27 protein-coding genes and 1 tRNA gene are annotated in these 22,304 nt (G+C 69.4%); 20 read left to right on the top strand and 8 right to left on the bottom strand.

All coding sequences use genetic code 11. The features are described from left to right. Positions 1-393 precede the first annotated feature (393 nt). From ACFVN5_RS11635 to ACFVN5_RS11620, 4 genes are all read left to right on the top strand, one after another. Complete coding sequence (locus ACFVN5_RS11635) at positions 394-936, top strand: hypothetical protein (protein WP_376955297.1); 543 nt, start codon at positions 394-396, stop codon at positions 934-936. Positions 937-1,054: 118 nt separating this feature from the next. Further along, on the top strand, positions 1,055-1,363 hold the full coding sequence (locus ACFVN5_RS11630; protein ID WP_376955296.1) for a hypothetical protein: 309 nt from the start codon (positions 1,055-1,057) through the stop codon (positions 1,361-1,363). Between the two features lie 94 nt (positions 1,364-1,457). Beyond that, on the top strand, positions 1,458-1,973 hold the full coding sequence (locus ACFVN5_RS11625; RefSeq protein WP_376955294.1) for a hypothetical protein: 516 nt from the start codon (positions 1,458-1,460) through the stop codon (positions 1,971-1,973). A 473-nt stretch (positions 1,974-2,446) separates the two neighbouring features. After that, positions 2,447-2,710, top strand: coding sequence for a hypothetical protein (locus ACFVN5_RS11620; RefSeq protein WP_376955292.1), 264 nt, complete (start codon positions 2,447-2,449; stop codon positions 2,708-2,710). Between the two features lie 552 nt (positions 2,711-3,262). On the opposite strand, the gene ACFVN5_RS11615 is transcribed toward ACFVN5_RS11620, so the two are convergent. Beyond that, on the bottom strand, positions 3,263-3,919 hold the full coding sequence (locus ACFVN5_RS11615) for a hypothetical protein (protein ID WP_376955291.1): 657 nt from the start codon (positions 3,917-3,919) through the stop codon (positions 3,263-3,265). Between the two features lie 339 nt (positions 3,920-4,258). Beyond that, positions 4,259-4,340: transfer RNA gene (locus ACFVN5_RS11610), tRNA-Leu, on the bottom strand. 120 nt (positions 4,341-4,460) lie between these two features. Between ACFVN5_RS11610 and zwf the strand changes: the two genes are divergently transcribed. From zwf to ACFVN5_RS11595, 3 genes are all read left to right on the top strand, one after another. After that, positions 4,461-6,002, top strand: a complete 1,542-nt coding sequence (zwf, locus tag ACFVN5_RS11605; protein WP_376955289.1) for a glucose-6-phosphate dehydrogenase — start codon at positions 4,461-4,463, stop codon at positions 6,000-6,002. A 75-nt stretch (positions 6,003-6,077) separates the two neighbouring features. After that, the gene (locus ACFVN5_RS11600; RefSeq protein ID WP_376955287.1) at positions 6,078-6,476 is read left to right on the top strand and encodes a PPOX class F420-dependent oxidoreductase; all 399 of its coding nucleotides are present in this window, start codon (positions 6,078-6,080) and stop codon (positions 6,474-6,476) included. A gap of 120 nt (positions 6,477-6,596) precedes the next feature. Next, positions 6,597-7,739, top strand: coding sequence for a hypothetical protein (locus ACFVN5_RS11595; protein ID WP_376955286.1), 1,143 nt, complete (start codon positions 6,597-6,599; stop codon positions 7,737-7,739). Positions 7,740-7,742: 3 nt separating this feature from the next. Here ACFVN5_RS11595 and ACFVN5_RS11590 read toward each other — a convergent pair whose 3' ends face one another. Continuing rightward, entirely contained in the window at positions 7,743-9,566 is a 1,824-nt protein-coding gene (locus tag ACFVN5_RS11590) for a serine/threonine-protein kinase (RefSeq protein ID WP_376955284.1), read from the bottom strand. 186 nt (positions 9,567-9,752) lie between these two features. Here ACFVN5_RS11590 and ACFVN5_RS11585 point away from each other — a divergent pair, with 186 nt between their 5' ends. Continuing rightward, positions 9,753-10,079: a hypothetical protein gene (locus ACFVN5_RS11585; protein WP_376955282.1), complete on the top strand. Its 327-nt coding sequence runs from the start codon at positions 9,753-9,755 to the stop codon at positions 10,077-10,079. Continuing rightward, positions 10,051-10,230, top strand: a complete 180-nt coding sequence (locus ACFVN5_RS11580) for a hypothetical protein (protein WP_376955281.1) — start codon at positions 10,051-10,053, stop codon at positions 10,228-10,230. The genes ACFVN5_RS11585 and ACFVN5_RS11580 overlap by 29 nt, the downstream gene beginning before the upstream one ends. A 254-nt stretch (positions 10,231-10,484) precedes the next feature. Here the strand turns inward: ACFVN5_RS11580 and ACFVN5_RS11575 are convergent, their stop codons facing one another. Then, positions 10,485-10,850, bottom strand: coding sequence for a hypothetical protein (locus tag ACFVN5_RS11575; RefSeq protein WP_376955280.1), 366 nt, complete (start codon positions 10,848-10,850; stop codon positions 10,485-10,487). 199 nt (positions 10,851-11,049) lie between these two features. On the opposite strand from ACFVN5_RS11575, the gene ACFVN5_RS11570 reads away from it, so the two are divergent. The 8 genes from ACFVN5_RS11570 to ACFVN5_RS11535 are packed head-to-tail and all read left to right on the top strand — an operon-like array spanning position 11,050 to position 16,087. After that, complete coding sequence (locus ACFVN5_RS11570; protein ID WP_376955279.1) at positions 11,050-11,460, top strand: hypothetical protein; 411 nt, start codon at positions 11,050-11,052, stop codon at positions 11,458-11,460. Positions 11,461-11,500: 40 nt separating this feature from the next. Then, positions 11,501-12,733 (top strand): CpaF family protein, encoded by a 1,233-nt coding sequence (locus ACFVN5_RS11565; protein ID WP_376955278.1) that lies wholly within the window; start codon positions 11,501-11,503, stop codon positions 12,731-12,733. Beyond that, a complete protein-coding gene (locus ACFVN5_RS11560; protein ID WP_376955277.1) occupies positions 12,730-13,590 on the top strand; it encodes a type II secretion system F family protein in 861 nt (286 codons plus the stop codon). The genes ACFVN5_RS11565 and ACFVN5_RS11560 overlap by 4 nt, the downstream gene beginning before the upstream one ends. Beyond that, positions 13,578-14,525 carry a type II secretion system F family protein gene (locus tag ACFVN5_RS11555; RefSeq protein WP_376955276.1) on the top strand — a complete coding sequence of 316 codons (948 nt, stop codon included), beginning with the start codon at positions 13,578-13,580 and terminating at the stop codon, positions 14,523-14,525. The genes ACFVN5_RS11560 and ACFVN5_RS11555 overlap by 13 nt, the downstream gene beginning before the upstream one ends. A 60-nt stretch (positions 14,526-14,585) precedes the next feature. Next, positions 14,586-14,750 carry a hypothetical protein gene (locus ACFVN5_RS11550; protein ID WP_376955275.1) on the top strand — a complete coding sequence of 55 codons (165 nt, stop codon included), beginning with the start codon at positions 14,586-14,588 and terminating at the stop codon, positions 14,748-14,750. Then, on the top strand, positions 14,681-15,172 hold the full coding sequence (locus ACFVN5_RS11545; protein WP_376955641.1) for a TadE/TadG family type IV pilus assembly protein: 492 nt from the start codon (positions 14,681-14,683) through the stop codon (positions 15,170-15,172). Before ACFVN5_RS11550 ends, ACFVN5_RS11545 begins: the two co-directional genes overlap by 70 nt. Beyond that, positions 15,147-15,641: a TadE family protein gene (locus ACFVN5_RS11540; protein ID WP_376955274.1), complete on the top strand. Its 495-nt coding sequence runs from the start codon at positions 15,147-15,149 to the stop codon at positions 15,639-15,641. Before ACFVN5_RS11545 ends, ACFVN5_RS11540 begins: the two co-directional genes overlap by 26 nt. A 5-nt stretch (positions 15,642-15,646) precedes the next feature. After that, positions 15,647-16,087: a pilus assembly protein TadG-related protein gene (locus tag ACFVN5_RS11535; RefSeq protein ID WP_376955272.1), complete on the top strand. Its 441-nt coding sequence runs from the start codon at positions 15,647-15,649 to the stop codon at positions 16,085-16,087. 142 nt (positions 16,088-16,229) lie between these two features. Here ACFVN5_RS11535 and ACFVN5_RS11530 read toward each other — a convergent pair whose 3' ends face one another. Further along, positions 16,230-16,949: a hypothetical protein gene (locus tag ACFVN5_RS11530; protein ID WP_376955270.1), complete on the bottom strand. Its 720-nt coding sequence runs from the start codon at positions 16,947-16,949 to the stop codon at positions 16,230-16,232. A 202-nt stretch (positions 16,950-17,151) separates the two neighbouring features. Here ACFVN5_RS11530 and ACFVN5_RS11525 point away from each other — a divergent pair, with 202 nt between their 5' ends. Together ACFVN5_RS11525 and ACFVN5_RS11520 are read left to right on the top strand one after the other, a co-directional pair. Further along, on the top strand, positions 17,152-17,433 hold the full coding sequence (locus ACFVN5_RS11525) for a hypothetical protein (RefSeq protein ID WP_376955269.1): 282 nt from the start codon (positions 17,152-17,154) through the stop codon (positions 17,431-17,433). Between the two features lie 40 nt (positions 17,434-17,473). Continuing rightward, positions 17,474-18,427: a hypothetical protein gene (locus ACFVN5_RS11520; RefSeq protein WP_376955268.1), complete on the top strand. Its 954-nt coding sequence runs from the start codon at positions 17,474-17,476 to the stop codon at positions 18,425-18,427. Here ACFVN5_RS11520 and ACFVN5_RS11515 read toward each other — a convergent pair. The 3 genes from ACFVN5_RS11515 to ACFVN5_RS11505 are packed head-to-tail and all read right to left on the bottom strand — an operon-like array spanning position 18,420 to position 21,052. Further along, positions 18,420-19,076 carry a hypothetical protein gene (locus tag ACFVN5_RS11515; protein ID WP_376955267.1) on the bottom strand — a complete coding sequence of 219 codons (657 nt, stop codon included), beginning with the start codon at positions 19,074-19,076 and terminating at the stop codon, positions 18,420-18,422. The two genes, ACFVN5_RS11520 and ACFVN5_RS11515, sit on opposite strands and share 8 nt — an antisense overlap. Positions 19,077-19,108: 32 nt before the next feature. Next, positions 19,109-20,479, bottom strand: a complete 1,371-nt coding sequence (locus tag ACFVN5_RS11510; RefSeq protein WP_376955266.1) for an MFS transporter — start codon at positions 20,477-20,479, stop codon at positions 19,109-19,111. 54 nt (positions 20,480-20,533) lie between these two features. Beyond that, positions 20,534-21,052, bottom strand: coding sequence for an Hcp family type VI secretion system effector (locus ACFVN5_RS11505; protein ID WP_376955265.1), 519 nt, complete (start codon positions 21,050-21,052; stop codon positions 20,534-20,536). Between the two features lie 87 nt (positions 21,053-21,139). Between ACFVN5_RS11505 and prfB the strand changes: the two genes are divergently transcribed. Next, positions 21,140-22,246, top strand: a complete 1,107-nt coding sequence (prfB, locus tag ACFVN5_RS11500; RefSeq protein WP_376955264.1) for a peptide chain release factor 2 — start codon at positions 21,140-21,142, stop codon at positions 22,244-22,246. Positions 22,247-22,304: the final 58 nt, after the last annotated feature.

Raw genomic sequence — 22,304 nt, 5'->3', positions numbered from 1 at the left:
GCCCTTAATCGTCACCGGGTGGATGAACTGGCCGAGAGAATTGATGCAATACCAGGTGCGGGGCATGACCAGTTCTCCAGAGACCGAGCGCGGCGCGCCCGCTAGCCGGTCCCTCAGCGGGGGAGCGAAGCGTCGAATCAATGGGGTCTTCATCGCCTAGGCTCTTCGAACGATGAATGCAGATCGGATGGAGAAGGATCCGGACTGCGCGCACTGCGGCAGCGGTGCGTTCGCCTCCACCGGAACGATGCGCGGGGTTCGCATGGTGGCAGTGATCGAGCGGTTCGGGTCAGACCGATGATCAAATCGTCTCGGTTAGGCGCTTCCGATTCAGATGCGTTCGCAGTTGACGTGAACGCGCTCTTTCAGCGTTCGAGACGGAGCAGGCACGTCGTGGCGGGCGCTGCGTTCGTTCTGTTCCTTGCGTTCGGTGTTGGAATTCTCATCTGGTTCTTGGCGCTTGACGGCGACGTCGGCGTGATCTGGGGCGTTCCCATGCCCGGCATCGTGATGATGGTTCTTGGTGGGGCGGGAATCGTCTTTCTCATCGCGCTGCCGTTGGCGCTTCCACACGAACGACGCGCTGCCCGCGAATACGGAGCACCGGTTTACCGAATCGGAACGACCCCCTGGGGGCGGTCCATGTTGGTAATCGGGAACACGGCGCTGGTGGCAATGAAGCGTGACGGTGATTCTCTTGGGCGCTGGGCGATCGAGGACGTCGACGTGGTAATCCTGTCGCCGGCGGCCAGTGCATTGTCGATCGTGATCGCCGCACAGGACCAGTTCTTCGAGATTCCCCTTGTGCTGCGAGCGAATGGCCCCGCGGCCCCCGCGTGGTCATGGGACACCCTCTCGGGGCGCCACGCGCTTGAGCGCTCGCTGCGGGGGGACCTGACCGAGCGGGGATACGCCGTCGCGATGGCGCCGGCATAGAGCGCGAAGCCCTATCGAGTTTGGCGGCGAACGTCTCGTTGGCGGGTCCATCTGCGGAGGTCCGCAAGCGGATCCGTTCGAGGGCCGTCCTGGCGCCGTCTGCCAGTACGCTCGCGTCATGGAACGGGCCACGCGCGAAGCACTCGGCGATACGGGTGTGCTCGCCCTGTTGGTGATACGAGGGCTGTTGCTGTGGATCGTCCTCCCGGTGGGCTTCGTGCTGTGGCTGGTCATCGTCAGCTGGAGTGCTCGCGTCGGTCTCGGCACCTTTCTCGGTTGGCTGGATGTGAATATCACCGCCGCGCTGCAGCGGGTGTTGGGTCTGTCAGTTCGTGAGGAGGGCTCGATGCGTAGAGCCGATTTCGTTCCGATTCGTCTTATGCAGTCCGTGAGGCATCGCGTCCACATCGTCCGTGACCCTTTCTAGGTGCGGTCCGGATGGCGCGAGTCCGGTGAACACGCTGTCTGCACCCGTAGAGGGATCCATCACAGATACCTGCGGCTGACGGCAGACTGGCGCGGTGAGTAGCGACGCTGCGACGGAATCTACCGGTCTGTTCGACTTGATCGTCGCCCGAGCACTCTGGAAGCTGCAGAGCGATGAAGCGCCGACCGCCATCGATGCTGCGACGCGCGCGTTGGTCGAGGGCCAGGACAGCGGACCGCTGCGCGAACTTGCCGGAGTAGCCCCCGACATCAACGTCTTCGAGCTAGGTGCTCTGATCGAATCCGCACTGACCTGGGCGGGAGTCGACGTCGGCGAGCTAACCGAGGACGACGCACTCCACCTGGTGACGCGCCACCACGTGGAACGGGTGCTCCGTGGGGAGATGGATATCCGCGAGCTCACCGGATGGGCGCACTACAAGATCGGGCACGAGGGACCGGCCTGGGCTCAGGACCTCGTCGACCTCGACGATCGGTACGACGGCTTCGCGAGCGGTTGGGGCGAGAAACCAAACTGCGTACCGACACTCGAGCGGTACCTCATGACGTCGCAACCCGCATTGAGGAAGTGGGAGCGGCACGTCCGGTAGCTGGTCGCCCCGTGGAGCGAGAGCGTCACTGCTGGTGTTACGTGAGCTGTGACTTCGCCAACCATGCTTCGCATCGGCGAACCATCTCATCTCGATCAAGGATGTACTCATGATCGTCGTCGAACGAGGGCGCATGCCAAACGCGACTTCCCGCGTCGCCCACGAGATCGAATCCATGCACATACTGGGCACCTGAGTGCGCCCTGCCGCTCGATGGTAGATCTCCCTCAACCCAGGGGGCTACGAATCGACATGCGATGGGACGCGTTATTTCTCCGGAGATCAATAGGTGCATGACAAGGGCGACAGTCTCCTCGGTGAGGCACATCGCAGGTCCAGATTCAATCACAGTCCCATTGTGAGCCCGCTCCGGTTTTCCGTTCACGGGGCCGAAAATCAGGCGAGTGCCGCAACCCGGTCCCGGTACGACTCCGACTCGAGTATGTAGAATTTCGCCCGCGTACCGTTAGGGGGTGAGGTTCGTGGACGCCTTCATCGATAAGGCCTATCGCTACTCCCTCGGAGTCGAGGAGGAGTCTGCTACTGCCTATCTCTCGATCCCCGTTGGGAGCAGCCTGATTGACTACGAGGAGTACTACGCGTTGAGCGATGAGGAATACTCGGGTCTCCTTGCCGATTCGGGTGCGGCCAGGTTATTCGCGGAGCAGTGCCGGCACCGCGACCACGACGACCGGCTGATCCTGAAGCCGGGATGGAACCGCGGAACTCCCTGGTAGCCGAAACAACTGCCGAGTCCGGCCGTAAGCCGGTCCTGCCACGGAGGATCGCAAGGGGATCCGCTTGCGGACATCGCTGGCGAACCGCCTCCCCCTCGCCGCGGGCACCGTACGATCCTCATTTGGTGGACGACGAGCGAAGTAGCGCATGCCTGGCGGAGGCGGTGGCCCGCGGCGTCGTTGCGCTCCATCCCGCCGTCGCGGTCGAACTGACGCCGGAGAGAGACCAACAGCACTTCACGATCGCGGAATTCACGCCCCGGAACCCGCGAGGGCGAGGGTGGTGCTTTACGTCAACTATGACTGGTCCTTCGGCCTGGAATGCGGACGCTTCGTGCTCTTCGAGGACGAGGAGTTTATCGGCGCGGAGGCGGACCACATCGATCGAATCATCGCGGAGATTGACTCAATAGCACGGCGCAGAGTCGCTCGTTCTACGCTCGACCGTGCCCTCAGCTTTGGCGCCGATCGGTGCCAACCATGGTCGGGATAGAGCATCGACTGCTGGCGGCGCCATCGCACTCGGGGATCCTCGTCCGTCCGTCCGGGACCTCAGTCGATCCTGCGTTGGATATGGAGCGCGCCAATGCCACTCACGGCTGGCCCGACGGCGTGGGTGCGGTAAACCTCGGAGACCTCGAAGTCGTATCCGAGTTCGTCTTCGACTTGGGTTAGCGCAGCACGAGCACACATTGTCGGTAGGTCATCCGAGCAGGAGCAGAGCACGATCACCTCGCGGAGGCCATCGCCAGTTCTCGCGAGGCCGTGCACCGAGTACCATTCGCGGTTCTCGAGTTGGGCCCGAGTCCAGTACTCGTCGAAGAAGGTGCCAGGCGGTGGGTCCGCCTTCAGTCGCGCGAGCGCCGCCTCCAACTCGGGCGGGTTCATCCGGGGTCGGCGGAACCAGGACTGGTCATGAAGCTCTTCACTCCTCCGTGACCCTAGCCGCACCAACCATGGGCTGCTGTTCCGCTTGAACTGCGTTACTGAAGTTGTAAGCGCGGACTCGATCGGACAGTCGTAGAGCACGGCCGGTCCAAGCTTGGGCTGGTCGCTGAAGCCGACAACGCCGACAAAGCCATCGAGCAACGGATTCGTTTCCCGGCCGGGGAGCCACGAGAACGACAAGCTCTCGGACCTGCGCCGTACCCAGCGGAAGACCTGGAGCTCGCCGCTCACAAGCGGCGAACCAGGCGACACCGTTCTCACCCGAGGCAGCCTTCCATCTGGTGCCACCCGGCACAAGTTGAGCAGTCCGGCATGCAGCCCAATAGTGAATTCACCCAGGCCTTGCCGTCGAGCGAAGAGGTCCGCGCGCTCGCAATGGTCGCGGTCGCGACAGGCGCCCGATAGCCGGTCCCTCACCGGATGTCCGAAAGCGGATCCCGCCCCGATTTACCTCGCGGCTGGCGGCGTGACTGCGTTGATACGCCGTCTGACCTGGAGAATGCCCCGAGGTCGACAGTTGACCCGGCCTTATGAACAGAGCTGTTCAAGAGCGCGCCCAGATGCCCCGGAAAGTCGGGCGAGGCGGCGCGTAGGGGTGAGTGCGGAAGGAGGGACTTGAACCCTCACGCCCGAAGGCACAGGAACCTAAATCCTGCGTGTCTGCCGATTTCACCACTCCCGCGAGTGCCCGTTCAGTCTAGGCGTCTCCCTCTCCGGCACTGGCGGGCGCTGCCCGCGCCGTGGGACGATCGGCCACGAGCGGTCGGGCGCTGGAAGCCCGCCCGAGCGACGGGGGGCCACGATGGCAACGAACGCGGATGCATCGAACGGCACGGCATCAGCAGGGGCATCGGATGCCGCGGTCGCCACGAACCCGACGCCCGATGCCGCACCGCCCGCCGGCACCCCCACCGCGACCGCACCGACCGACCGCATGTTCGCCAGCGGACAGGCCGGGATGGGCGCCCGCGGCGACGTGCTCGTGATCTTCGGGCTCACGGGAGACCTCGCGCGCGTCATGACGTTCCGCTCGCTCTACCGCCTCGAGCGCCGGAACATGCTCGACGTGCCGATCGTCGGCGTCGCCGTCGACGACTGGACCGTCGACCAGCTCATCGAATACGCCCGCACGTCGATCGTCGCGACGGGGGAGCAGCTCGACGAGGACGTCTTCAACCGCCTGGCCGCTCGCTTCAGCTACGTCTCGGGCGATTTCGCCGACGACAGCACGTTCACCAAGGTCGCCGCCGCGATCGAGGGCAAGCAGCATCCGGTGTTCTACCTCGAGATACCGCCGAACATGTTCGCCACCGTCGTCAAGGGCATCGCCGGCGCCGGGCTCGTGACGGGCGCCCGCGTGATCGTCGAGAAGCCGTTCGGACACGACCTCGCGTCGGCCCGCGCGCTCGCCGCCGACCTGCACCAGTACGTCGACGAGTCGCAGCTGTTCCGCGTCGACCACTACCTCGGCAAGATGGGCCTCGAGGAGATCCTCTACCTGCGGTTCGCGAACACCATGCTCGAGCCGGTGTGGAACCGCAACTACGTGAAGTTCGTGCAGATCACGATGGCCGAGGAGTTCGGACTCGAGAACCGCGGCCACTTCTACGACCCCGTCGGCGCCCTGCGCGACGTCGTGGTCAACCACCTCATGCTGGTCGTCGCCGCCATGGCGATGGAGGCGCCCGCGGGCGGCGACCCCACCACGCTGCAGGACATGCAGACCTCGCTCTTCCGCGCGATGGCGCCCGCCGACCCGCGCACCTACGTGCGCGGCCAGTTCGAGGGTTACCACGACCTCCCGGGCGTCGCGCCCGACTCCACGACCGAGACGTTCGCGGCGCTGCAGCTCGAGATCGAGAACTGGCGCTGGTCGGGCGTCCCCTTCCTCATCCGCACCGGCAAGCTGCTGCCGCTCACGCAGACCGAGGTGCGACTCGTCTTCAAGCCGTCGCCGAAGCTCGGATTCGGCATGCAGAACGCCTCGACCGCCCCCGACGAACTGGTCTTCCGGCTCGACCCGAACACCGGCGTCCGCATCGTGCTCAATGCGAAGCGAGCGGATGCCCCGCTCCCGAGCCCCGTCCAGCTCGACATGGAGTTCGCGTCCGAGGGCGGTGACGGGCCCACCCCCTACGAGGTGCTGCTGCATGCCGCCCTCATCGGCGCGACCCCGCGCTTCGCCCGGCAGGACACCGTCGAGGCGGCCTGGCGCGTGCTGCAGCCGCTGCTCGACTCGCCGCCGCCCGTGCACACCTACAAGCCCGGCACGTGGGGTCCGCCGGAGGCCGAGTCGGTCGCCGCCGACCTCGGCGGCTGGCGCGCGCCCTGGACGGGCGACTGACACCGGGTCGCTTCCGCTGATCCTGCGGCATCCGCAGTGCACGAGACGGATGCCGCGGTGCGCTTGACTGGAGCGATGACCCACGGACTCACCGACCACTTCGCCCGCATCCTCGACGCGCCCGCGTACGGGCATCTCGCCACCGTCCGCAAGCACGGCGGCGTGCAGGTGAATCCGATGTGGTTCGAGTTCGACCGCGAAGCGGGGGTCATCCGCTTCACCCACACGACGAAGCGGGCGAAGTTCCGCAACCTGCAGCACCACCCGGGCATGACGCTCGAGGCGCTCGACCCCGAGAACCCGCACCGCTACGTCGAGGTGCGCGGCCGCCTCGCCGAGGTCGTGCCCGACCCCGAGGGCGCCTTCTACGTGCATCTCGCGAGCCGCTACGGCGAGCCGGATGCCGCGGCGCCGGCCGACCAGGCCGACTGCGTGATCCTCGTGATGCGGGTCGAGAAGGTCAACGGGCGCTGAGGTCGTCCGCGCGAGCGGGCGCCGAGTAGGGCGCAGTCTCGAATGAGCAACGACTACCCATACGCGCGGCGCGGGGCGGCGGCATCCTCGTAGGGTCAGCACGACCTCGGAAGGACACGCATGCTCGCCCTCTTCGCTGCCGTCTCCCTCGGCGTCGCGTTCGGTGGACTCGTCGGTGCGATCTTCACCGGCGATTGGATCTACACGATCGTGGCGAGCATCGCGTTCACGATCGGGTCGATCGCGGGCGCATTCGCGGCGTTCGGGTCGTTCACGGGCGGCCTGCGCGTGGCATCCTCGGACGACGGGCTGAGGCTGCCGGGGGAGATGGCGCTCGCCCGCGTGGAGGGCATCCGCCGCACAGGACTCAGCGTCAACGACCAGCCGCAGGTCGAGCTGACGCTCACCGTGGCGCCGCGCTCACGAGCGGCCTACACGACGGTGCACCGCGAGATCGTCGACATCGTGGCGCTCCCGCAGGTCCAGCCGGGGTCGATCATCGTCGTGCGCCGGCCCGACCCGAACACGGCGAACGTGCTCCTCGACTTCAACCCGCTGCCCGACTGGGCGCGCGCCCGCGACGCCGAGCGCCTTCGCACCGGGAACGAGCGCACCGTGCCGCTCGCCGAGCAGACCACCGCGTGGGCGTCCGAGCCGCAGACGCTCTCGGGCGCACCGCGGACGCCCGGCAACCCGTGGAAGCGCCTGCTGTGGGTCGGGGTGTTCGGGGCATCCGCTGCACTGGTGCTGCTGCCCGTCTACGACACGATCGGTCGCGTCGCGGTGGCGTGGGCGTCGGGCGATCCCACCTCGGCGGGCGTGGTGCACGGCAACCGGCACGACGAGATCGTCGACGCGCTGGAGCAGGAGACGGGTGGCTCGCAGTTCATCCGCGTCGGGTTCTACGACGAGTACGCGGTCGCCGCCGCGCCCTCGGAGCCCGGCGCGCTCACGATCGACTCGTACACCTATCGCTACGACCGCACGACCCACGACGGACCCGAGCTGATCCAGCCGCAGGATCCGGCCGCCGCGCTCTTCGACACGAACGAATTCGACTTTTCGCAGATCCCGGGCTTCATCGCCGCGGCGAAGGAGTCGTCGGGTATCGCCGACCCCGACTCGGTCATCGTGGTCGTGCAGCGCTCATCCGTCGCCGACGAGTCGGGCGCCCTGCCCGTGCAGGCGATCGTGCTGATCGACTCGTCCTACGAGGACGCGAGCGTCACGTTCGACCTGGCGACGGGCGAGGTCGCCGCGTGACGCTCAGAGCGTGACGCTGCTGAGCACGTCGGTCTCGGCGACCTTGAGCACGCCGCTCTCGTCGACGAACCGATAGGCCGTGACCTCCTGCACGACGCTGCCGTCGTTGTAGGTGTAGGTGAGTGTCGCCTGGGCACGGTCGGGTGCGGTGGCGACGACATCGGCGATCGAGATGCTCGCGACGTCGCCCCAGAAGTCGTCGTACGCGACCCGGCCGCCCACGTGGTTCTCCTGGTAGTCCGCCGTCATCAGCGGCCACGCTGCGTCGAGGTTGCCGGGCATGAGCGCGTAGTAGTCGGTGACGGCGCTGGTGAGCCGTTGCTCGGGCGTGGGAGCGGGCGGCGGGGCCTGGGTGCCGTCGGGCTCGGCGACCGGCGGAGGGGTGGACGTCGGCGACGGCGGTTCGGCGGCGATGGTCGGAGTTTCGGAGGGTGTCGGTCTCGTCGTCACCGGGGCGCCGCCCGTCTCGGGTCCGCCCGCTTCGTCGGCCCCGGGCCGCAGCGTGTTGAACAGCAGCACGCCGCCGATCGCCAGGATGGCGACCACGATCAGCCCGCCGATCACGGCAGCGGTGCGGCTTCGCCTCGGCGGGCGACTCGCATGCACGGGCGGCGCGTCCGAGGGCTCGACCGGCGGGCCCTGCACGAGCCACGAGAGCGAGGGCGTGGCCCGTTGGGCTGGGAGCTCCGCCTCGACGTTCGGCTCGTCCAGCCGTGCCGTCGGCACGGTCGTTGCCGCGGTGGCCGCTCCGAGCCGTTCCGTCTCAGCGGTGGGCTCGTCGATCCGGGCCGTCGGCACGCTCGTCGACGCGGTCGCCGCGCCGAGCCGGTCGGTCTCAGCGGTGGGCTCGGCCTGGAGGATGGCCAACCGTTCCGTCTCTGCGGTGTCCCCGACACGACGGGTGTCCCCCGTTGTCGTCGGCGTGGGAGGTTCGGCTGGTGGTGTGACGGGCGCTGCAGCGGCCGGCAACACGAGCGTTGCTGCTGGCGACTCGGATGCCTCGATCCGCTGCTGCAGCTCCGCGAGCCGCTCGGCGACCGACGGCATGTCCGGGCGCTTCTTGGGATCCGCCGTCAGCATCTCGCGGAGGAGCGGCGCGAGCACGCCCGCCCGCTTGGGCGTCGTGAAGCTGCCGCGAGCCACGCGGTGCAGCAGGGCGATCGCGTTGTCGTCGACGCCGAACGGCGGGGCGCCCTCGAGCATCGCGTACAGCGTCGAACCGAGCGAGTACACGTCCGAGGCGAACCCCGAGGGCCGACCGCGCGCCACCTCGGGAGCGAGGTACGCAGGCGTTCCGTGCATCATCCCGGTCGCGGTGATCGTGGCGTCGCCGAGCGCGTGCGAGATGCCGAAGTCGCTGATCATCGCGGACCCGTCCTCGGTGATGAGGATGTTGCCGGGCTTCACGTCGCGGTGCACGATCCGGAGCCGGTGCGCCGCGGCCAGTGCCGACGCCACCTGCGCTCCCATGCGGGCGGTCTGGCCCGGCGTGAAGGTGCCGTGCTCGCGCAGCAGCACCGACGACGGTGTCGAGTGGATGAGCTGCATGACGATGCACGGCTCGCCCTCGTGCTCGACGACGTCGAAGACGGTGACCGCGTGCGGATGATGCAGCCCTGCCGTGATCCGCGCCTCCCGCATCGCTCGGTTGGTCGCCATTTCCCGTTCCTCCGGGCTGAGGTACGGCTGGGTGCGCAGCATCTTGAGCGCCACCGCGCGCTCCAGGCGCACGTCCCACGCCTCCCAAACGATGCCCATGCCGCCCGTGCCGAGCAGCTTCACCAACCGGTAGCGCTCGGCGACAAGGGTTCCGGGCGTGCTGCTCATCGGGCCGTCGTTCTCCTCGGGTCGCTTCGACGGTACGCTCCCGCACCCGATCGCTCAGGGGCCTTGCGGGAATGGCGTGCGGTGTGGAAGGACTCGCGTCACGCGTTGTTCGCATCTGGCCGGGGTGCTGTCAAGCGGGTCTCACCTTCACGCCCCTGCCGTATCGTCGCCGCACAGGGGTGTGGAGTGCGAAGCTTCTCGATCGTCGCCATCGCGGCCGCTACGGTGCTCGTGTTCACCGCGTGCTCGCCGTCGTACGAGGGCGACACGCGGGATGGCCTTCGGACGTACGTCGTCACGGTGAGCGAGGCGAGTGCTGCGGGTGACTGGCCGACTGCGATCGGCGCGCTCGACGGCATGGTCGCCGAGGTGGAGGCCGCCCGTCAGGCGGGCAAGCTCGACGACGAGCGCTTCAAGACCATCACGCTCGCGATGGAGCTCGTCCGGGCACGACCTCGAGATCGCAGTCGCCGGGGCGGAGGACGTGGCCGAGCGCCATCGCCTCCAGGATGAACAGGCTCGTCTCGAGCAGCAGATCGCCGAGCTCCAACAGCAGCCGGCGCCCGTCGACGATGAACCGGGTGACGGCGGCGGCGGCAAGGAGAAGGACAAGAAGAAGGACAAGGCTGAAGGCGGCGACAAGGGCGAAAAGAAGGACCGGTGATCCGGCTCACCTCTGGAGTTCGTCGAACTCGTGTTCCCCACCCGGCCCGGCTCGAACTCGGCTGCCTCCCTCTCCAAATGCGGCTACACCGACGGGGTCTCGGCCTAGCTAGGGCGGGTCGGATCCGAGCCTAGAGTCTCCCGAGTGGCCCACGGGGGTGCCGAGTCGCGGGGAGGGGGAGGAGCAGTGCCAAAGGGAATGCTTCCGATCCGCGCGCGTCGAGGCGCGCGCCCAAACCTCTTGACCGACCCAAGTCAGCCTGAGGCGGCTTCGGATCGATCCGGTGGCGAGTTTCCGGCCGCAGGCTCGGTCGGGATGCGAGTCCGGTCCCGGTCGTGAATCGCGGCGCTCACCGACAACCCGGCATTGCTGCTTGCAGCGACCATAAGGCGCTCAAGCCAGGCCCGGTCTCGCGGACTTCGGTTCGGCGAGTCGAACTCGGCCCGGATGAGGGCTTTCTCGCTGAGGAACATCCGCTGCTCCTGGTCGGCATCATCAGTCCAAGAAAGAAGCACCGGTTCGCGGCGTCGTAATTTTGATGTCACCACGGTGAAGATGTGGTCGAGAAGTTCGTCGTCGATTTGGATCGGGCCGACGCCCTCGATGTGAAGAGCGCCCATGAGTAACTCCTTTCACTCCTCCGGGTGCTACCACCTCCAGCAATCGGCAGAAGTATTACTTGCGTCGTTTCGAGTATTCAAGGCCTTTGGTCCCGGTCGTTCTTTTTCATTGACCTCTGTCAAGTCCACGCCATGATTCCGGAGACCCTCCGGGTGAGTGCCCGGGGTCTCTGCGCGCGTCAACCCCAATTCTCGGACCGTGCTGACCAGAGAGCTGACTCCCCACGAACGGACCATTCTCGAACTGCTCACGAGCGGGAACTACGAGGGCTCCGAGACCACTCAGGCGCAAATTCGCACCGCTCAGCATGCGGGCAATTGCTCGCTGAACGACCCGAGCTTCCATATCCGCCTCGATGAGGAATGCCCACTCATGCCGGTCACTGACGGCATTCTTCTATCGAGCGATCGCCCAGTGCTCGGAGAGGATGGCGCGGCCGGAGGAGGTGTCATGCTCGGGGTGCTCGACGGTCGCATCGACGACTTCGTGTACTACCGGTACAACGAAGCTGACCGACGACGCGAAGCTGGGCCGAATCGCTCGAGGAGCCGGATCGCCGCTTCCTCGATCGTCAGGTCCGGTACATGCGGCTACCGCTTCTGTGGATAAGTCCGGGGCGCGGCATCCGCTCTTCTCCAAGATGGGAGCTATGACCGACCCTGTGCGCACGATCGCCGAGCGCGTCCGCACGAGGGTCCTGCGTGAGGGCATCGACCTCGGCGCCGACGGGACCGCCGCGCGCCGCTTCGCCGATGAGGAGGTGCGCCGCTACAGCGAGCGGGCACTCGCCGGTGCGCATGCGCAACTGTCCGACGAGTCGGGCACCGCGCGCGACGTCGTGGCCGCGATCACGGGCTATGGCCCGCTGCAGCCGTTCTTCGACGACCCGACCGTCGAGGAGATCTGGCTCAACGCCCCGACCCGAGTGTTCGTCGCCCGCGACGGGGTTGCCGAGTTGACGCCGGTCGTGCTCTCCGATCGCGAGGTGCGCGAGCTCGTCGAGCGGATGCTGCAGCATTCCGGTCGGCGCGTCGACTTGTCGTCGCCCTTCGTCGACGCCTCCCTCCCCGACGGCTCGCGACTCCATGTCGTGATTCCCGATGTCACGCGGGCGCACTGGGCGGTGAACATCCGCAAGTTCCAGCGCGGCATCCGTTCGTTGTCGCAGCTTGTCGAGCTCGGCTCGCTGACGCGGCAGGCGGCGGAGTTCATGCGCATGAGCGTGCTCGCGGGCGCGAACATCCTCGTCTCGGGCGCGACGCACACCGGCAAGACGACCATGCTCAATGCGCTGATGTCGGCGGCGCGCACCGGCGACCGCGTGGTGACGGTCGAGGAGACATTCGAGCTCGACCTCGACGTGCGCGACCTCGTGTCGATGCAGTGCCGCCAGCCGAGCCTCGAGGGAACGGGTGAAATCACGCTGCGACGGCTCATCAAGGAGGCGCTGCGCATGCGGCCCGACCGGCTCATCGTCGGCGAGGTGCGCGAGGCCGAGAGCCTTGACCTGCTGATCGCGCTCAACTCGGGCCTTCCCGGCATGTGCACGATCCATGCCAACACCGCGCGCGACGCGCTGACGAAGCTGTGCACGCTGCCACTGCTCGCAGGCCGCAACATCGATGCGTCATTCGTCGTGCCGACCGTCGCGAGCTGCATCGACCTCGTCGTGCACCTCGGGATGGATCGCCATGGGAGTCGGCATGTGGCCGAGATCGCGGCGACCTCGGGAGCGGTGTTCGACGGCGTCGTCGAGGTCGAGCCGATCTTCACGCGTCGCGGCAGCGAGCTCGAAGCCACGGGTGCACTGCCGCCGCGTCGCGAGAAGTACATCGCGGTCGGGCTGGATCCCTCGATCGTCCTCGCGCGGGATGCCGCATGAGCCTGATCCTCGGCGGCATCCTCGGGCTCGGGGTCCTCCTCGTCATCTCACCGTGGCTGTGGCCTGCCCGGCCGGCAGAAACCTCGAAGCCACGGGCGTTCGAGTCCGCGCGCGACGCCATGGCGCTCGCCGGGCTCGGCGGCGTTTCGCTGCCAGTGGTCGTCGTGGTCTGCCTGCTGCTCGCGCTCGTCGCGGGGGCACTCGCCCAGGCGGTGTTCCGCGTGCCGATCCTCACGATCGTGGCGGCGGTGCTGGGAGCCGCGCTCGTGCCGATGGTCGTGAACGCCCGTGCGGCTCGGCGGCGAGCCGCGAACCGTGCCGTCTGGCCCGACGTCGTCGACCACCTCGTCGCCTCGGTCCGGGCCGGGATGTCCTTGCCCGACACCGTCGCCGCACTCGCCGAGCTGGGGCCCGCCGTCACGCGACCGGCGTTCGCCGAGTTCGAGGCGGACTTCCGGCGGAGCGGCAACTTCGGCCACTGCATCGATCGCCTGAAGGCGTCGCTCGCCGACCCGACGGCCGACCGGATCCTCGAGACGCTTCGGATGGCGCGGGAGGTCGGCGGGAGCGACGTCACGGCCGTGCTGCGGGGACTCGCGGGCTACCTGCGTGAGGACGCCGCCGTCCGGTCGGAGGTCGTCGCCCGACAGTCCTGGATCCGCAACGCTGCCCGTCTCGGCGTCGCCGCGCCATGGCTGCTGCTGCTCGTCCTCGCCTCGCGGCAGGAGACGCTCGTGGCGTACGACTCGGCTGCCGGAAGCGTGTTGATCGTCGTCGGAGTCCTCGTGACGTTCGTCGCCTACCGCACGATGATCGCGCTCGGGCGGCTTCCCGAGGAGCGTCGATGGTTGCGTTGAACGTGGTCGGCGCGCTCGCCGTCGTGCTCGGCGCGGTCCTGGGTCTCGGGCTCTGGCTGGTCACCTCGGCGGTGCCGCGGCTCGGGCGGCCTCGACTCGTCGAGCGCGTCGCGCCGTACGTCGCGGATCTCTCGCCCCCGGCGCGGGCGCTGCTCGATCGTCGTCCGGCGGACCCGAGTCCGGTGCTCGGGGTTCTCGTGGGTCCCGTCGCGCGGCGGGCACGCACGATCCTGTCGACGTGGCTCGGCGGAGACGAAACCGTCGCGAGGCGCCTTCGTCAGGCGGGGTCCGCGGCATCCGTCGAGCGATTCCGCGGGGAGCAGCTCGCGTGGGCTGCCGCCGGCTTCGTGCTCGGCGCAGCAATCGCGCTCTTCGTTCCGACGTTCGGCGGACTTCCGGTCGTCGTCCGGCTCGCCACCCCCGTGGTGACGGCTGCGCTCGGTGCAGCCCTCCGCGACTGGACACTGCAACGCGCCGCGCGGCGACGGCTTGCCCGCATCTCGGCAGAGCTGCCGACGGTGCTCGAGTTCCTCACGCTCAGCCTGACGGCGGGCGAGGGGATGCTCGACGCGATTCGCCGCGTCGCGAACGCCGGGTCGGGGGAGCTTCCGCAGGAGTTCGCGCGCGTGGTGAGCCAGGTCGGCACCGGTGTTCCGCTCGGCCGTGCGCTCGCAGATCTGCGCGACGGGCTCGACCATCCGGCGCTCTCACGAGCGATCGACCAGGTGCTGGGCGCCCTCGATCGCGGTGCTCCGCTGGCGGCAGTGCTCCGATCGCAGGCCGGCGACGCACGCGAGGAGGCCAAGCGCACGATCATCGAGCTGGCCGGTCGCAGGGAGATCTCCATGCTGGTGCCGCTCGTCTTCCTCATTCTGCCCGTTACGGTCGCGTTCGCGCTGTTCCCGGGATACCTCGTGCTGCAGGCGGGCTTCTGATGCCGGCCGAAGCAGCGCTCCGACCGCGCACCGGGGGGTGCGCCGACGAAAGGACGGTCCATGCGAGAGCTCATCACGCGGTTGCGCGAGGAACGCGGCGACGTGCCCGGCTGGGTGCTGATCACGCTGATGACGGCGGGGCTGGTGATCGTCATCTGGGGGCTCGCCGGCCCGGCACTGAGCGGCGTCTTCGACCAGGCGATCAGCCGCGTGCTCGGCTTCTGAGCCCATCCTGCGAGCACAGAGCCCGCCGCGTCATCAGCACGCTCGCTCGCGACGAACGCGGGTCCGCGGTCGCCGAGTTCACGCTCGTCGGCGTCCTGCTCACGGTCCTCGCGCTCGCAGTCGTGCAGCTTGCGCTCGCGCTCCACGTGCGGAACACCCTGCTCGACGCCGCGGCTGAGGGGGCGAGGTACGCCGCGCTGGCCGGCTCGTCGACGGGCGAGGGCACGGAGCGCACCCGAGACCTCATCTCGGCGGCGATCTCGCCCGACTACGCGCGGGATGTCACCGCGGGAACGACCTCGGTCGGCGGGGTGACGGCGGTCGAGGTGACCGTCCGCGGGACACTCCCGGTCATTGGCCTCCTCGGGTTCGAGCGCGGCCTGGAGGTGTCGGGCCATGCGGCGCTCGAGACGCTCGACTGACGCGGGTTGGGCGGCATCCGCCCGGCGCGTGCAGGGGCGCTTGGCGGGAGAGCGGGGTTCTGCCTCGCTCGAGTTCCTCACGGTCGGCATGCTCCTGCTCGTGCCGCTCGTGTACCTCGTGCTGGCGGTCGCCGCCGTGCAGGCGGGTGCGCTCGGCGTCGAGGGCGCGGCGCGGCAGGCCGCTCGCGTCGCGGTAACGGGTGCAGACCAGGGGGCGACGGATGCCGCGGTCGAACGCGCGGTCCGGGTGACGCTCGCGGACTACGGCATCGATGCCGATGCGGCATCCGTCGTCGTGCGTTGCGACCGCGCCGACTGCGGGGAACCGGGCGCGCGGGTGAGTGTCACGGTCGCCGCCCGGGTGGAGCTGCCACTCGTGCCCGACGTGCTCTCGCTCACCGCCGTCGGCAGCGTGCCCGTCGAGGCGAGCGCCACGCAGACCGTGTCGCGCTTCGCGCGCACATCGTGATCGACGTGCTGCGCAGTCGCGTGGCTCGCGACGAGACCGGGTCCACGCTGCTCCTCACCATCGGCTACTGCGTGCTCGGGCTCGCGATCATCCTGGTTGTCGCGTCGGCGACGACGCTCTACCTCGAGCGGAAGCGGCTCTTCACCGTCGCCGACGGTGCCGCGCTCGCGGCGGCCGAGGCGTGGGCGCTGGAATCCGTGCGCGTCGAGGGTGATCGACTGACCCTCGACCTCACCGATGCCGACGTGCAGCGCGCCGCCGCCGACTACCTCGCGAGTGCCGCCACCGATCTCGATGACGTGGTGATCGTGAACGCGAGCTCGTCCGACGGTCGCAGCGCGACGGTGACGCTCCGTTCGGTCTGGCGGGCACCGATCTCCTCGGACCTGGTGCCCGTCGAGGTGCCGATCGAGGTCACGGTGACCGCGCGGTCCGTGTTCCACTGATCGAACTGTCGACCTCATCGAACTCCCCAGGAGAACTGCAGGAACTTCCGAGCGACACGCCGACGTCGACCGCTCGACACGCCGCGCGGATGGGAGTTCTTCCTGCAGTTCCCACAGGGCCCGCAACAGCGCGCAGGGGGACTCAGTACGTCGGCGCGAACCCCGGGCCGAAGCGCTCGAAGAGCTGGGTCTTGCGGCGGATCGCCTCCTCGTCGGTCGGGAGGTCCCAGATGAAGACGTGGTCCGACGGCGAGTACTGCAAGGTGCGCGCGGTCGTGACGATCTCCACGACTTCCTGGCGCTCGCCGAAGAGGTCGGCACCGGTCTGGTGCGCCGATCGCAAGATGGTGCCGAGCGAGAGGCCGTCGTCGGTCGAGAGCACGTGACCGATGTGGTGCGAGCGGATGCCGCGGGCCTGCAGCTTGCGCAACGGACGCGCTTCGGTGCCGTGCACGTTGGGCCAGCACACCTTGCAGCTGCGCACACCCGAAAGACCCCGGGCGGACTCGCGGGTGACGAGCGCCGGGAGTGGGAGCCGGTAGGTGCGGTCGTCGTGCAGGCGTCGGCGGTGGCCGGTGCTCCAGCGGGCGCGCAGGTCGAGGTGCGGTTCGAGCGAGGCGCACTCGAGGCGGTGCAGCATCCGTTCGCTCGGCGACTCCATGTGCGTCACCGCGAACTCGGCGCCCTCGGCGAACGCCTGGCGCAGCTCGTCGTGCTCCTCGGCGATGATGCGCTCGACGAGCGCGTCGACCGGGTCGACGGCGGCGACGCCGCGGGCCGGTGTCAGCAGGTCGACGATGCCCGCGGCATCCTGCGGTACTGGCGCAGGCCGCGCACGGCCTGCGGGCTCGGATCGGGTCATCCGCGTCCTCCGTATCGGGCCCCGGGACCGGCCCTTGCTGCGAACCTAGCGGAGCGCGGGGCCGCGTCACCGCCCATCGGCTCAGGACACGCGGCCCCCAACCGGGGCACGCGGCCTCGGTACGGAGCGCATGCGGTTGACTGGAGGGCATGATCGCCGACCATCGACGCTCCGCCAGCCGCCCGCACGAGAGGGTCGCGCGATGAGTGCCGACCGCCCCGGCAGCAACGCCGCGAAGCGGTCGCGCGTCTCGCTGTTCGCGATCATCGGGCTCGCACTCGGCGTGCTCGCGCTGGCCCTCCCGGCGGTGCCGGCGCTCGTGACGGCGGCCGGCGGCATCATCCTCGGCGTGCTCGGCCGCCGGCAGTTCACGCGCGACCCGTCCACCGGTCCGGGCTGGGTGTCGCTCGCCGCGATCATCGTGAGCGCGTTCGTGTTCGTGAGCCAGGCGGTCATCCTCTCGGTCGTGTACTTCTCGGCGTGACCCTTCGCGCCCCGTGCGCCGCCACGCCATGATGGAGCCCATGGCCACCGATGCGCTGACCGCCGCGGCCGACGAGCTCTACGCCCTCGTGCCCGAGGAGTTCACCGCCGCCCGCAACGCTCGCGCCAAGGACGTCAAGGTCGACGACCGGGCGCTCAGCCAGCGCATCGGCGAGTTCCGCAAGCCCTCGCCCGCCGCATGGATCCTCAACCAGCTCGTTCGGGAGCAGCCCGATGCCGTCGACGAGCTGCTCGACCTCGGCGCCGACCTGCGCGACGCCCAGGCCGCCGGCGACGGCAGGACGCTCACGACCGTCGGCGCCGAGCGCCGCCAGCTCATCGCCGGCCTTCTGCGGCAGGCGACGCACATCGCGGATGCCGCGGACCGCTCGCCCTCGCGCGCCGTGCTCGACGAGGTCGAGCAGACCCTCATCGCCGCGACCGTCGACGAGGCCGCCGGCGAGGCGCTGCGCACCGGACGGCTCACCCGCGGACTGCAGGCGGTGGGCTTCGAGGCCGTCGACCTCGACGGAGCCGTCGCCGGCGAGGCATCCGCAGCACGACCCCGGAAGCCGCGCGCGGCGAAGCCCTCGACGGCGAGCGGCGCCGCCAAGAAGGCGGGCAAGACCAAGAAGGGCGATGAGGCCGACGAGCGGGCCGAAGCGGATGCCGCAGCCGAGCGCGAGGCGGCCGCCCGCGCCGTGCGCGAGCAGGCCGACGCCGACGTGGAGGACGCGAAGGGCCGCCTCGACGCGGCCGAGAAGGCGCTCGCCGAGGCCGAGGACCTGCTGAAGGCCGCCGAGTGGAACGCCGACGAGCTGCGCGACGAACGGCACGAGCTCGAGACTCGCCTGAAGGCACTGCGATCCGAGATCGTCGATGCCGAGCGCGATGAGCGCGACGCCGAGCGGGTGCGCAACAAGGCCGAGGTGGCCGTCGACCGGGCGAAGGACGACGTCGACGCCGCCGAGACGGCGCGCGAGAAGCTCAACTGACCGGCGACGATTCCGCGGTCGCGTCCGTGGTGCGCTCGGTGAACACGAGGATCGCGCCGATCGCCGCGCCGACCGCGGCCGCACCGCCGTGGAGGTCGCCCACGCCCAGCAGCACCGCGGCGCCGACGAGGCTCACGACCGCGAGGATGCGCGCCGGACCACGTCCGCGCAGGACTGCCGCGACCGCCACGGAGGCCGCGAGCCCGTAGACCACGACCGAGTTGCCGGCGCCGACGGGATCCACGAGGAGTCCCCAGAGCTCGGCGAGCAGTCCCGACCCCAGCCCGATGAGCACCCACCGGGCGGATCCCCAGATCCACTCCGCGACGACCCCGACGAGCGCGAGCGAGATGAGGTTGGTGATCGCGCCGGTGGCCCCGCTGTCCTGCACCACGATCGGGGTCACGAGTCGCCAGAGCTCGCCGGCGAAGATCCGCTCCCGGTCGCGCTCGAGCGCGTCCAGCAGCGACGGCACGGCCGTGAACTGCAGCAGCGTCGGCACGCCGACGACCACGAGGGCCACGATCGTCGCCACGGGCACGCGTCGGCGGCCGCCGCGAGGTCCGCGGGTCGCGAGCAGGCCGAGCCCGGCGCCGACCGCGGTGGCCAGCATGATGGTGCCGACGGCTGCGGCGACGGTGTCGATCACGTGTCCAGTATGTCCGCGCGGCGAGCCGAGACTCAGTCACCAGGGTCGGGCGCGCCGGGCGGCTCCGGTGGTCCAGAGTCGTCCGAGCCGCCGGCCCGTCGCGAGCGCCGCGGACTCGGCACATACCTCGGCACATAGCGCCACAGGATGCCCGCGCCGACGAACCCGAGGACGCCCATCGTCGCGCTCGCGGCCATGATCGATACCGCCGACGTGACGGCCGCGAGGATGAGCGGCGCGACCGCCTGGCCGGCGTCGGCGATCGTGCGGAACGCGGCGAGGAACGGCGCCGGCTGGTCCTTCGGCGCGAGGTCGGCGCCGAGCGTGAGGATCACGCCGCTCGACAGTCCGTTCGCGACGCCGAACAGCACCGCCACGACCGTGAACCACGCCTCGGCACCCGGCACGTCGTGCGTGAACGCGAGGATGAGGTGCCCGGTGCCGAGGCCGACGAGTCCGGGGATCGCGCTCCAGAGCCGGCCGAACCGGTCCATGACCTGGCCGCTCACGTAGAAGAGGGCGAAGTCGATCGTCGCCGAGATGCCGATCACGAGCGCGGCGGCCTCGGGCGGCATCCCGATCGACACGGCCCAGAGGGGCAGGATCACCGTGCGGCTTGCCCGCACCGCCGCGAGCAGGCCGACACCGCTGCCGATGCGAAAGAGCACCGCGCGGTACGTCGCGATCGCGCGGAACACGCCGTGCGACGCGGCATCCGCCTCGGCCTCGCCCGCCGTGCGCACAGCGCCCCAACCCGCACCTGCACCCGAAGCGGTCGACGCAGCGTCCGCGGATGCCTCGCGCGCCAGCCGCGCGGCTCCGAAGACTCGCTCGGGGTCGGGCAGCACGATGAGCACCACGACGACCGCGAAGCAGGCCGCGACGAGCACCCAGAACACGACCTCGGACGAGCCGGTCCACGCGATGAGCGCGGCGGCCACGAACGGGCCGACCGCCCAGCCGGCGCGGAACACGCCCGCGAGCGTCGAGAGGGCCCGCGCCCGCACCGCCTCGGGCACGTAACTCGTGAGGAACGCGTGCCGCGCGAGTCCGAACACCGCGGTCGCGAGGCCGAGCAGGAAGATGCCGATGCCGAGCGCGAACTCGGTGGGGGAGGCGAGGGCGATGAGCACGCCGATCACGGCGAGCAGCGACGCGCCGATCATGGCGTTGCGCTCGCCGATGCGCGCGACGAGCCAGCCGGCGGGGAGGTCGCCCGCGAGCTCGCCGACCATGAGCATGGCCGCGATGAGGCCGGCGAGCGCGAGCGAGGCGCCGCGGTCGGTCGCGACGACCGGGATGACGGGGATGATCGCACCCTCGCCGATCGAGAAGAGCAGCGTCGGCAGGTAGGCCGGGAGGATGATCGAGCGCCAGGAGAACGGAGGCGTCGCGTCGGTCATCGCCTTCGACGCTACACCCGGGGCGCGCGGCATCCGTGCGCGCCGAAGCTCACCTCACGGCGTCGTGCCGACCGCGCCGGTCGCGACGTTCCACGAGAACGTCATCGGATCGGCGAGCGTCCCGTCGGGCCGCTGCTTCCGGTACGCGAACTTCACCGAGCGGAACTCCATGCCCACCGTCTGCTCGACCTCGCCATCGGCCGAACCCGTCGTCTGCACCGACGTGATGAGGAGCTCCTCCATCGTCACGACGAGCCACGCGTCGCGTCCGCCGTGCCCGCCGCCGCGGGTCACGTGCAGCTCGGCCTTGCGGAGGTGCCGACCCGAAGCGACGAACCCGAGCAGCCTCGTGGATGCCGCGTCGAAGACGTGCTCCCACACGAGCGCCGAGGGATCGGGCCGACCTGCGCCACCGCCACCGCCGCCACCCGGCCCACCCCCTGGACCGCCCGGACCGACCGGCGCCGTCACGCCCCAGTTCCACGACAGCAGCTCGATCCAGTCCTCGTGGCCGACCGCGGGCGACTCGCCCACCGCGTCGTCGAAGAACGTGAGGTACGCGTGACCCGACATCGGTCGCCCCCTTCGGCGCGGCTCCGACCCCCCGGATGCCGCCGTCGATCCGCAGTGTACGCCGGGCGCGACTAGGCTGGACAGGCCATGTTGGATCTTGATCTCTCGCAGGACATCGCCTCGCTGCGCTCCACCTTCCGCGACATCCGTGCCGTCGTCGACGTCGACGCCCTCGAAGCCGAGATCGCCCGTCTCTCCGAGCAGGCCGGCGCGCCCGACCTGTGGGACGACACCGACAACGCCCAGAAGGTCACCAGTGCGCTGAGCCACCGCCAGTCCGAGCTCGCGCGCGTGAAGAACATCGACTCCCGCCTCGACGACCTCGAGGTGCTCGTCGAGCTCGCGAACGAGGCCGACGACGAGGAGTCCGCCGCCGAGGCGCGCGCCGAGCTCGCCGCGCTGCAGAAGACCGTCGGCGACCTCGAGGTGCAGACGCTCCTCGACGGCGAGTGGGACGGCCGCCCCGCCGTCGTCACGATTCGCGCCGGCGCCGGTGGCGTCGACGCCGCCGACTTCGCCGAGATGCTCATGCGCATGTACCTGCGCTGGGCCGAGAAGCACGGCTACAACGCCACCGTCATGGACACGAGCTACGCCGAGGAGGCGGGCATCAAGTCCGCGACCTTCGAGATCGACGCGCCCTACGCGTTCGGAACCTTGAGCGTCGAGGCCGGCACCCACCGCCTCGTGCGCATGAGCCCGTTCGGCGCCGCCGGCAAGCGGCAGACGTCGTTCGCGGCCGTCGAGGTCATCCCGCTCATGGAGGAGACCGAGGAGATCGACATCCCCGAGGGCGACATCCGCGTCGACGTGTTCCGCTCGTCGGGCCCCGGCGGCCAGTCGGTCAACACGACCGACTCCGCCGTGCGCATCACGCACCTCCCCACCGGCGTCGTCGTCTCGATGCAGAACGAGAAGTCCCAGATCCAGAACCGCGCCGCCGCCATGCGCGTGCTCCAGTCGCGCCTGCTCCTCATGCAGAAGGAGCAGGAGGCCGCCCAGAAGAAGGAGCTCGCAGGCAACATCACCGCGAGCTGGGGCGACCAGATGCGCTCCTACGTGCTCGCGCCGTACCAGATGGTGAAAGATCTGCGCACCGAGCACGAGGTGAACAACCCCAACGCGGTGTTCGACGGCGACCTCGACGGGTTCATCGCCGCCGGCATCAAGTGGCGCAAGCAGAAGGTCGAGTAGTCGCGGCTGCTCGGTGCTGGATGCCGCGCGCTCGCGGCATCCGCTGGGCTCGCCGTTC

The sequence above is a fragment of the Agromyces sp. NPDC057865 genome (genome assembly GCF_042796995.1).
In the GTDB taxonomy this organism is placed as follows: Bacteria; Actinomycetota; Actinomycetes; order Actinomycetales; family Microbacteriaceae; genus Agromyces.
This window is presented reverse-complemented; position numbering and strand designations above follow the sequence as displayed.

Coding starts and splice junctions, on each gene's coding strand:
- ACFVN5_RS11630 (WP_376955296.1), top strand. CDS start 1,055: ATGGAACGGGCCACGCGCGAAGCACTCGGCGATACGGGTGTGCTCGCC.
- zwf (WP_376955289.1), top strand. CDS start 4,461: ATGGCAACGAACGCGGATGCATCGAACGGCACGGCATCAGCAGGGGCA.
- ACFVN5_RS11600 (WP_376955287.1), top strand. CDS start 6,078: ATGACCCACGGACTCACCGACCACTTCGCCCGCATCCTCGACGCGCCC.
- ACFVN5_RS11595 (WP_376955286.1), top strand. CDS start 6,597: ATGCTCGCCCTCTTCGCTGCCGTCTCCCTCGGCGTCGCGTTCGGTGGA.
- ACFVN5_RS11590 (WP_376955284.1), bottom strand. CDS start 9,566: ATGAGCAGCACGCCCGGAACCCTTGTCGCCGAGCGCTACCGGTTGGTG.
- ACFVN5_RS11575 (WP_376955280.1), bottom strand. CDS start 10,850: ATGGGCGCTCTTCACATCGAGGGCGTCGGCCCGATCCAAATCGACGAC.
- ACFVN5_RS11565 (WP_376955278.1), top strand. CDS start 11,501: ATGACCGACCCTGTGCGCACGATCGCCGAGCGCGTCCGCACGAGGGTC.
- ACFVN5_RS11560 (WP_376955277.1), top strand. CDS start 12,730: ATGAGCCTGATCCTCGGCGGCATCCTCGGGCTCGGGGTCCTCCTCGTC.
- ACFVN5_RS11555 (WP_376955276.1), top strand. CDS start 13,578: ATGGTTGCGTTGAACGTGGTCGGCGCGCTCGCCGTCGTGCTCGGCGCG.
- ACFVN5_RS11550 (WP_376955275.1), top strand. CDS start 14,586: ATGCGAGAGCTCATCACGCGGTTGCGCGAGGAACGCGGCGACGTGCCC.
- ACFVN5_RS11540 (WP_376955274.1), top strand. CDS start 15,147: ATGCGGCGCTCGAGACGCTCGACTGACGCGGGTTGGGCGGCATCCGCC.
- ACFVN5_RS11530 (WP_376955270.1), bottom strand. CDS start 16,949: ATGACCCGATCCGAGCCCGCAGGCCGTGCGCGGCCTGCGCCAGTACCG.
- ACFVN5_RS11525 (WP_376955269.1), top strand. CDS start 17,152: ATGAGTGCCGACCGCCCCGGCAGCAACGCCGCGAAGCGGTCGCGCGTC.
- ACFVN5_RS11520 (WP_376955268.1), top strand. CDS start 17,474: ATGGCCACCGATGCGCTGACCGCCGCGGCCGACGAGCTCTACGCCCTC.
- ACFVN5_RS11510 (WP_376955266.1), bottom strand. CDS start 20,479: ATGACCGACGCGACGCCTCCGTTCTCCTGGCGCTCGATCATCCTCCCG.
- ACFVN5_RS11505 (WP_376955265.1), bottom strand. CDS start 21,052: ATGTCGGGTCACGCGTACCTCACGTTCTTCGACGACGCGGTGGGCGAG.
- prfB (WP_376955264.1), top strand. CDS start 21,140: ATGTTGGATCTTGATCTCTCGCAGGACATCGCCTCGCTGCGCTCCACC.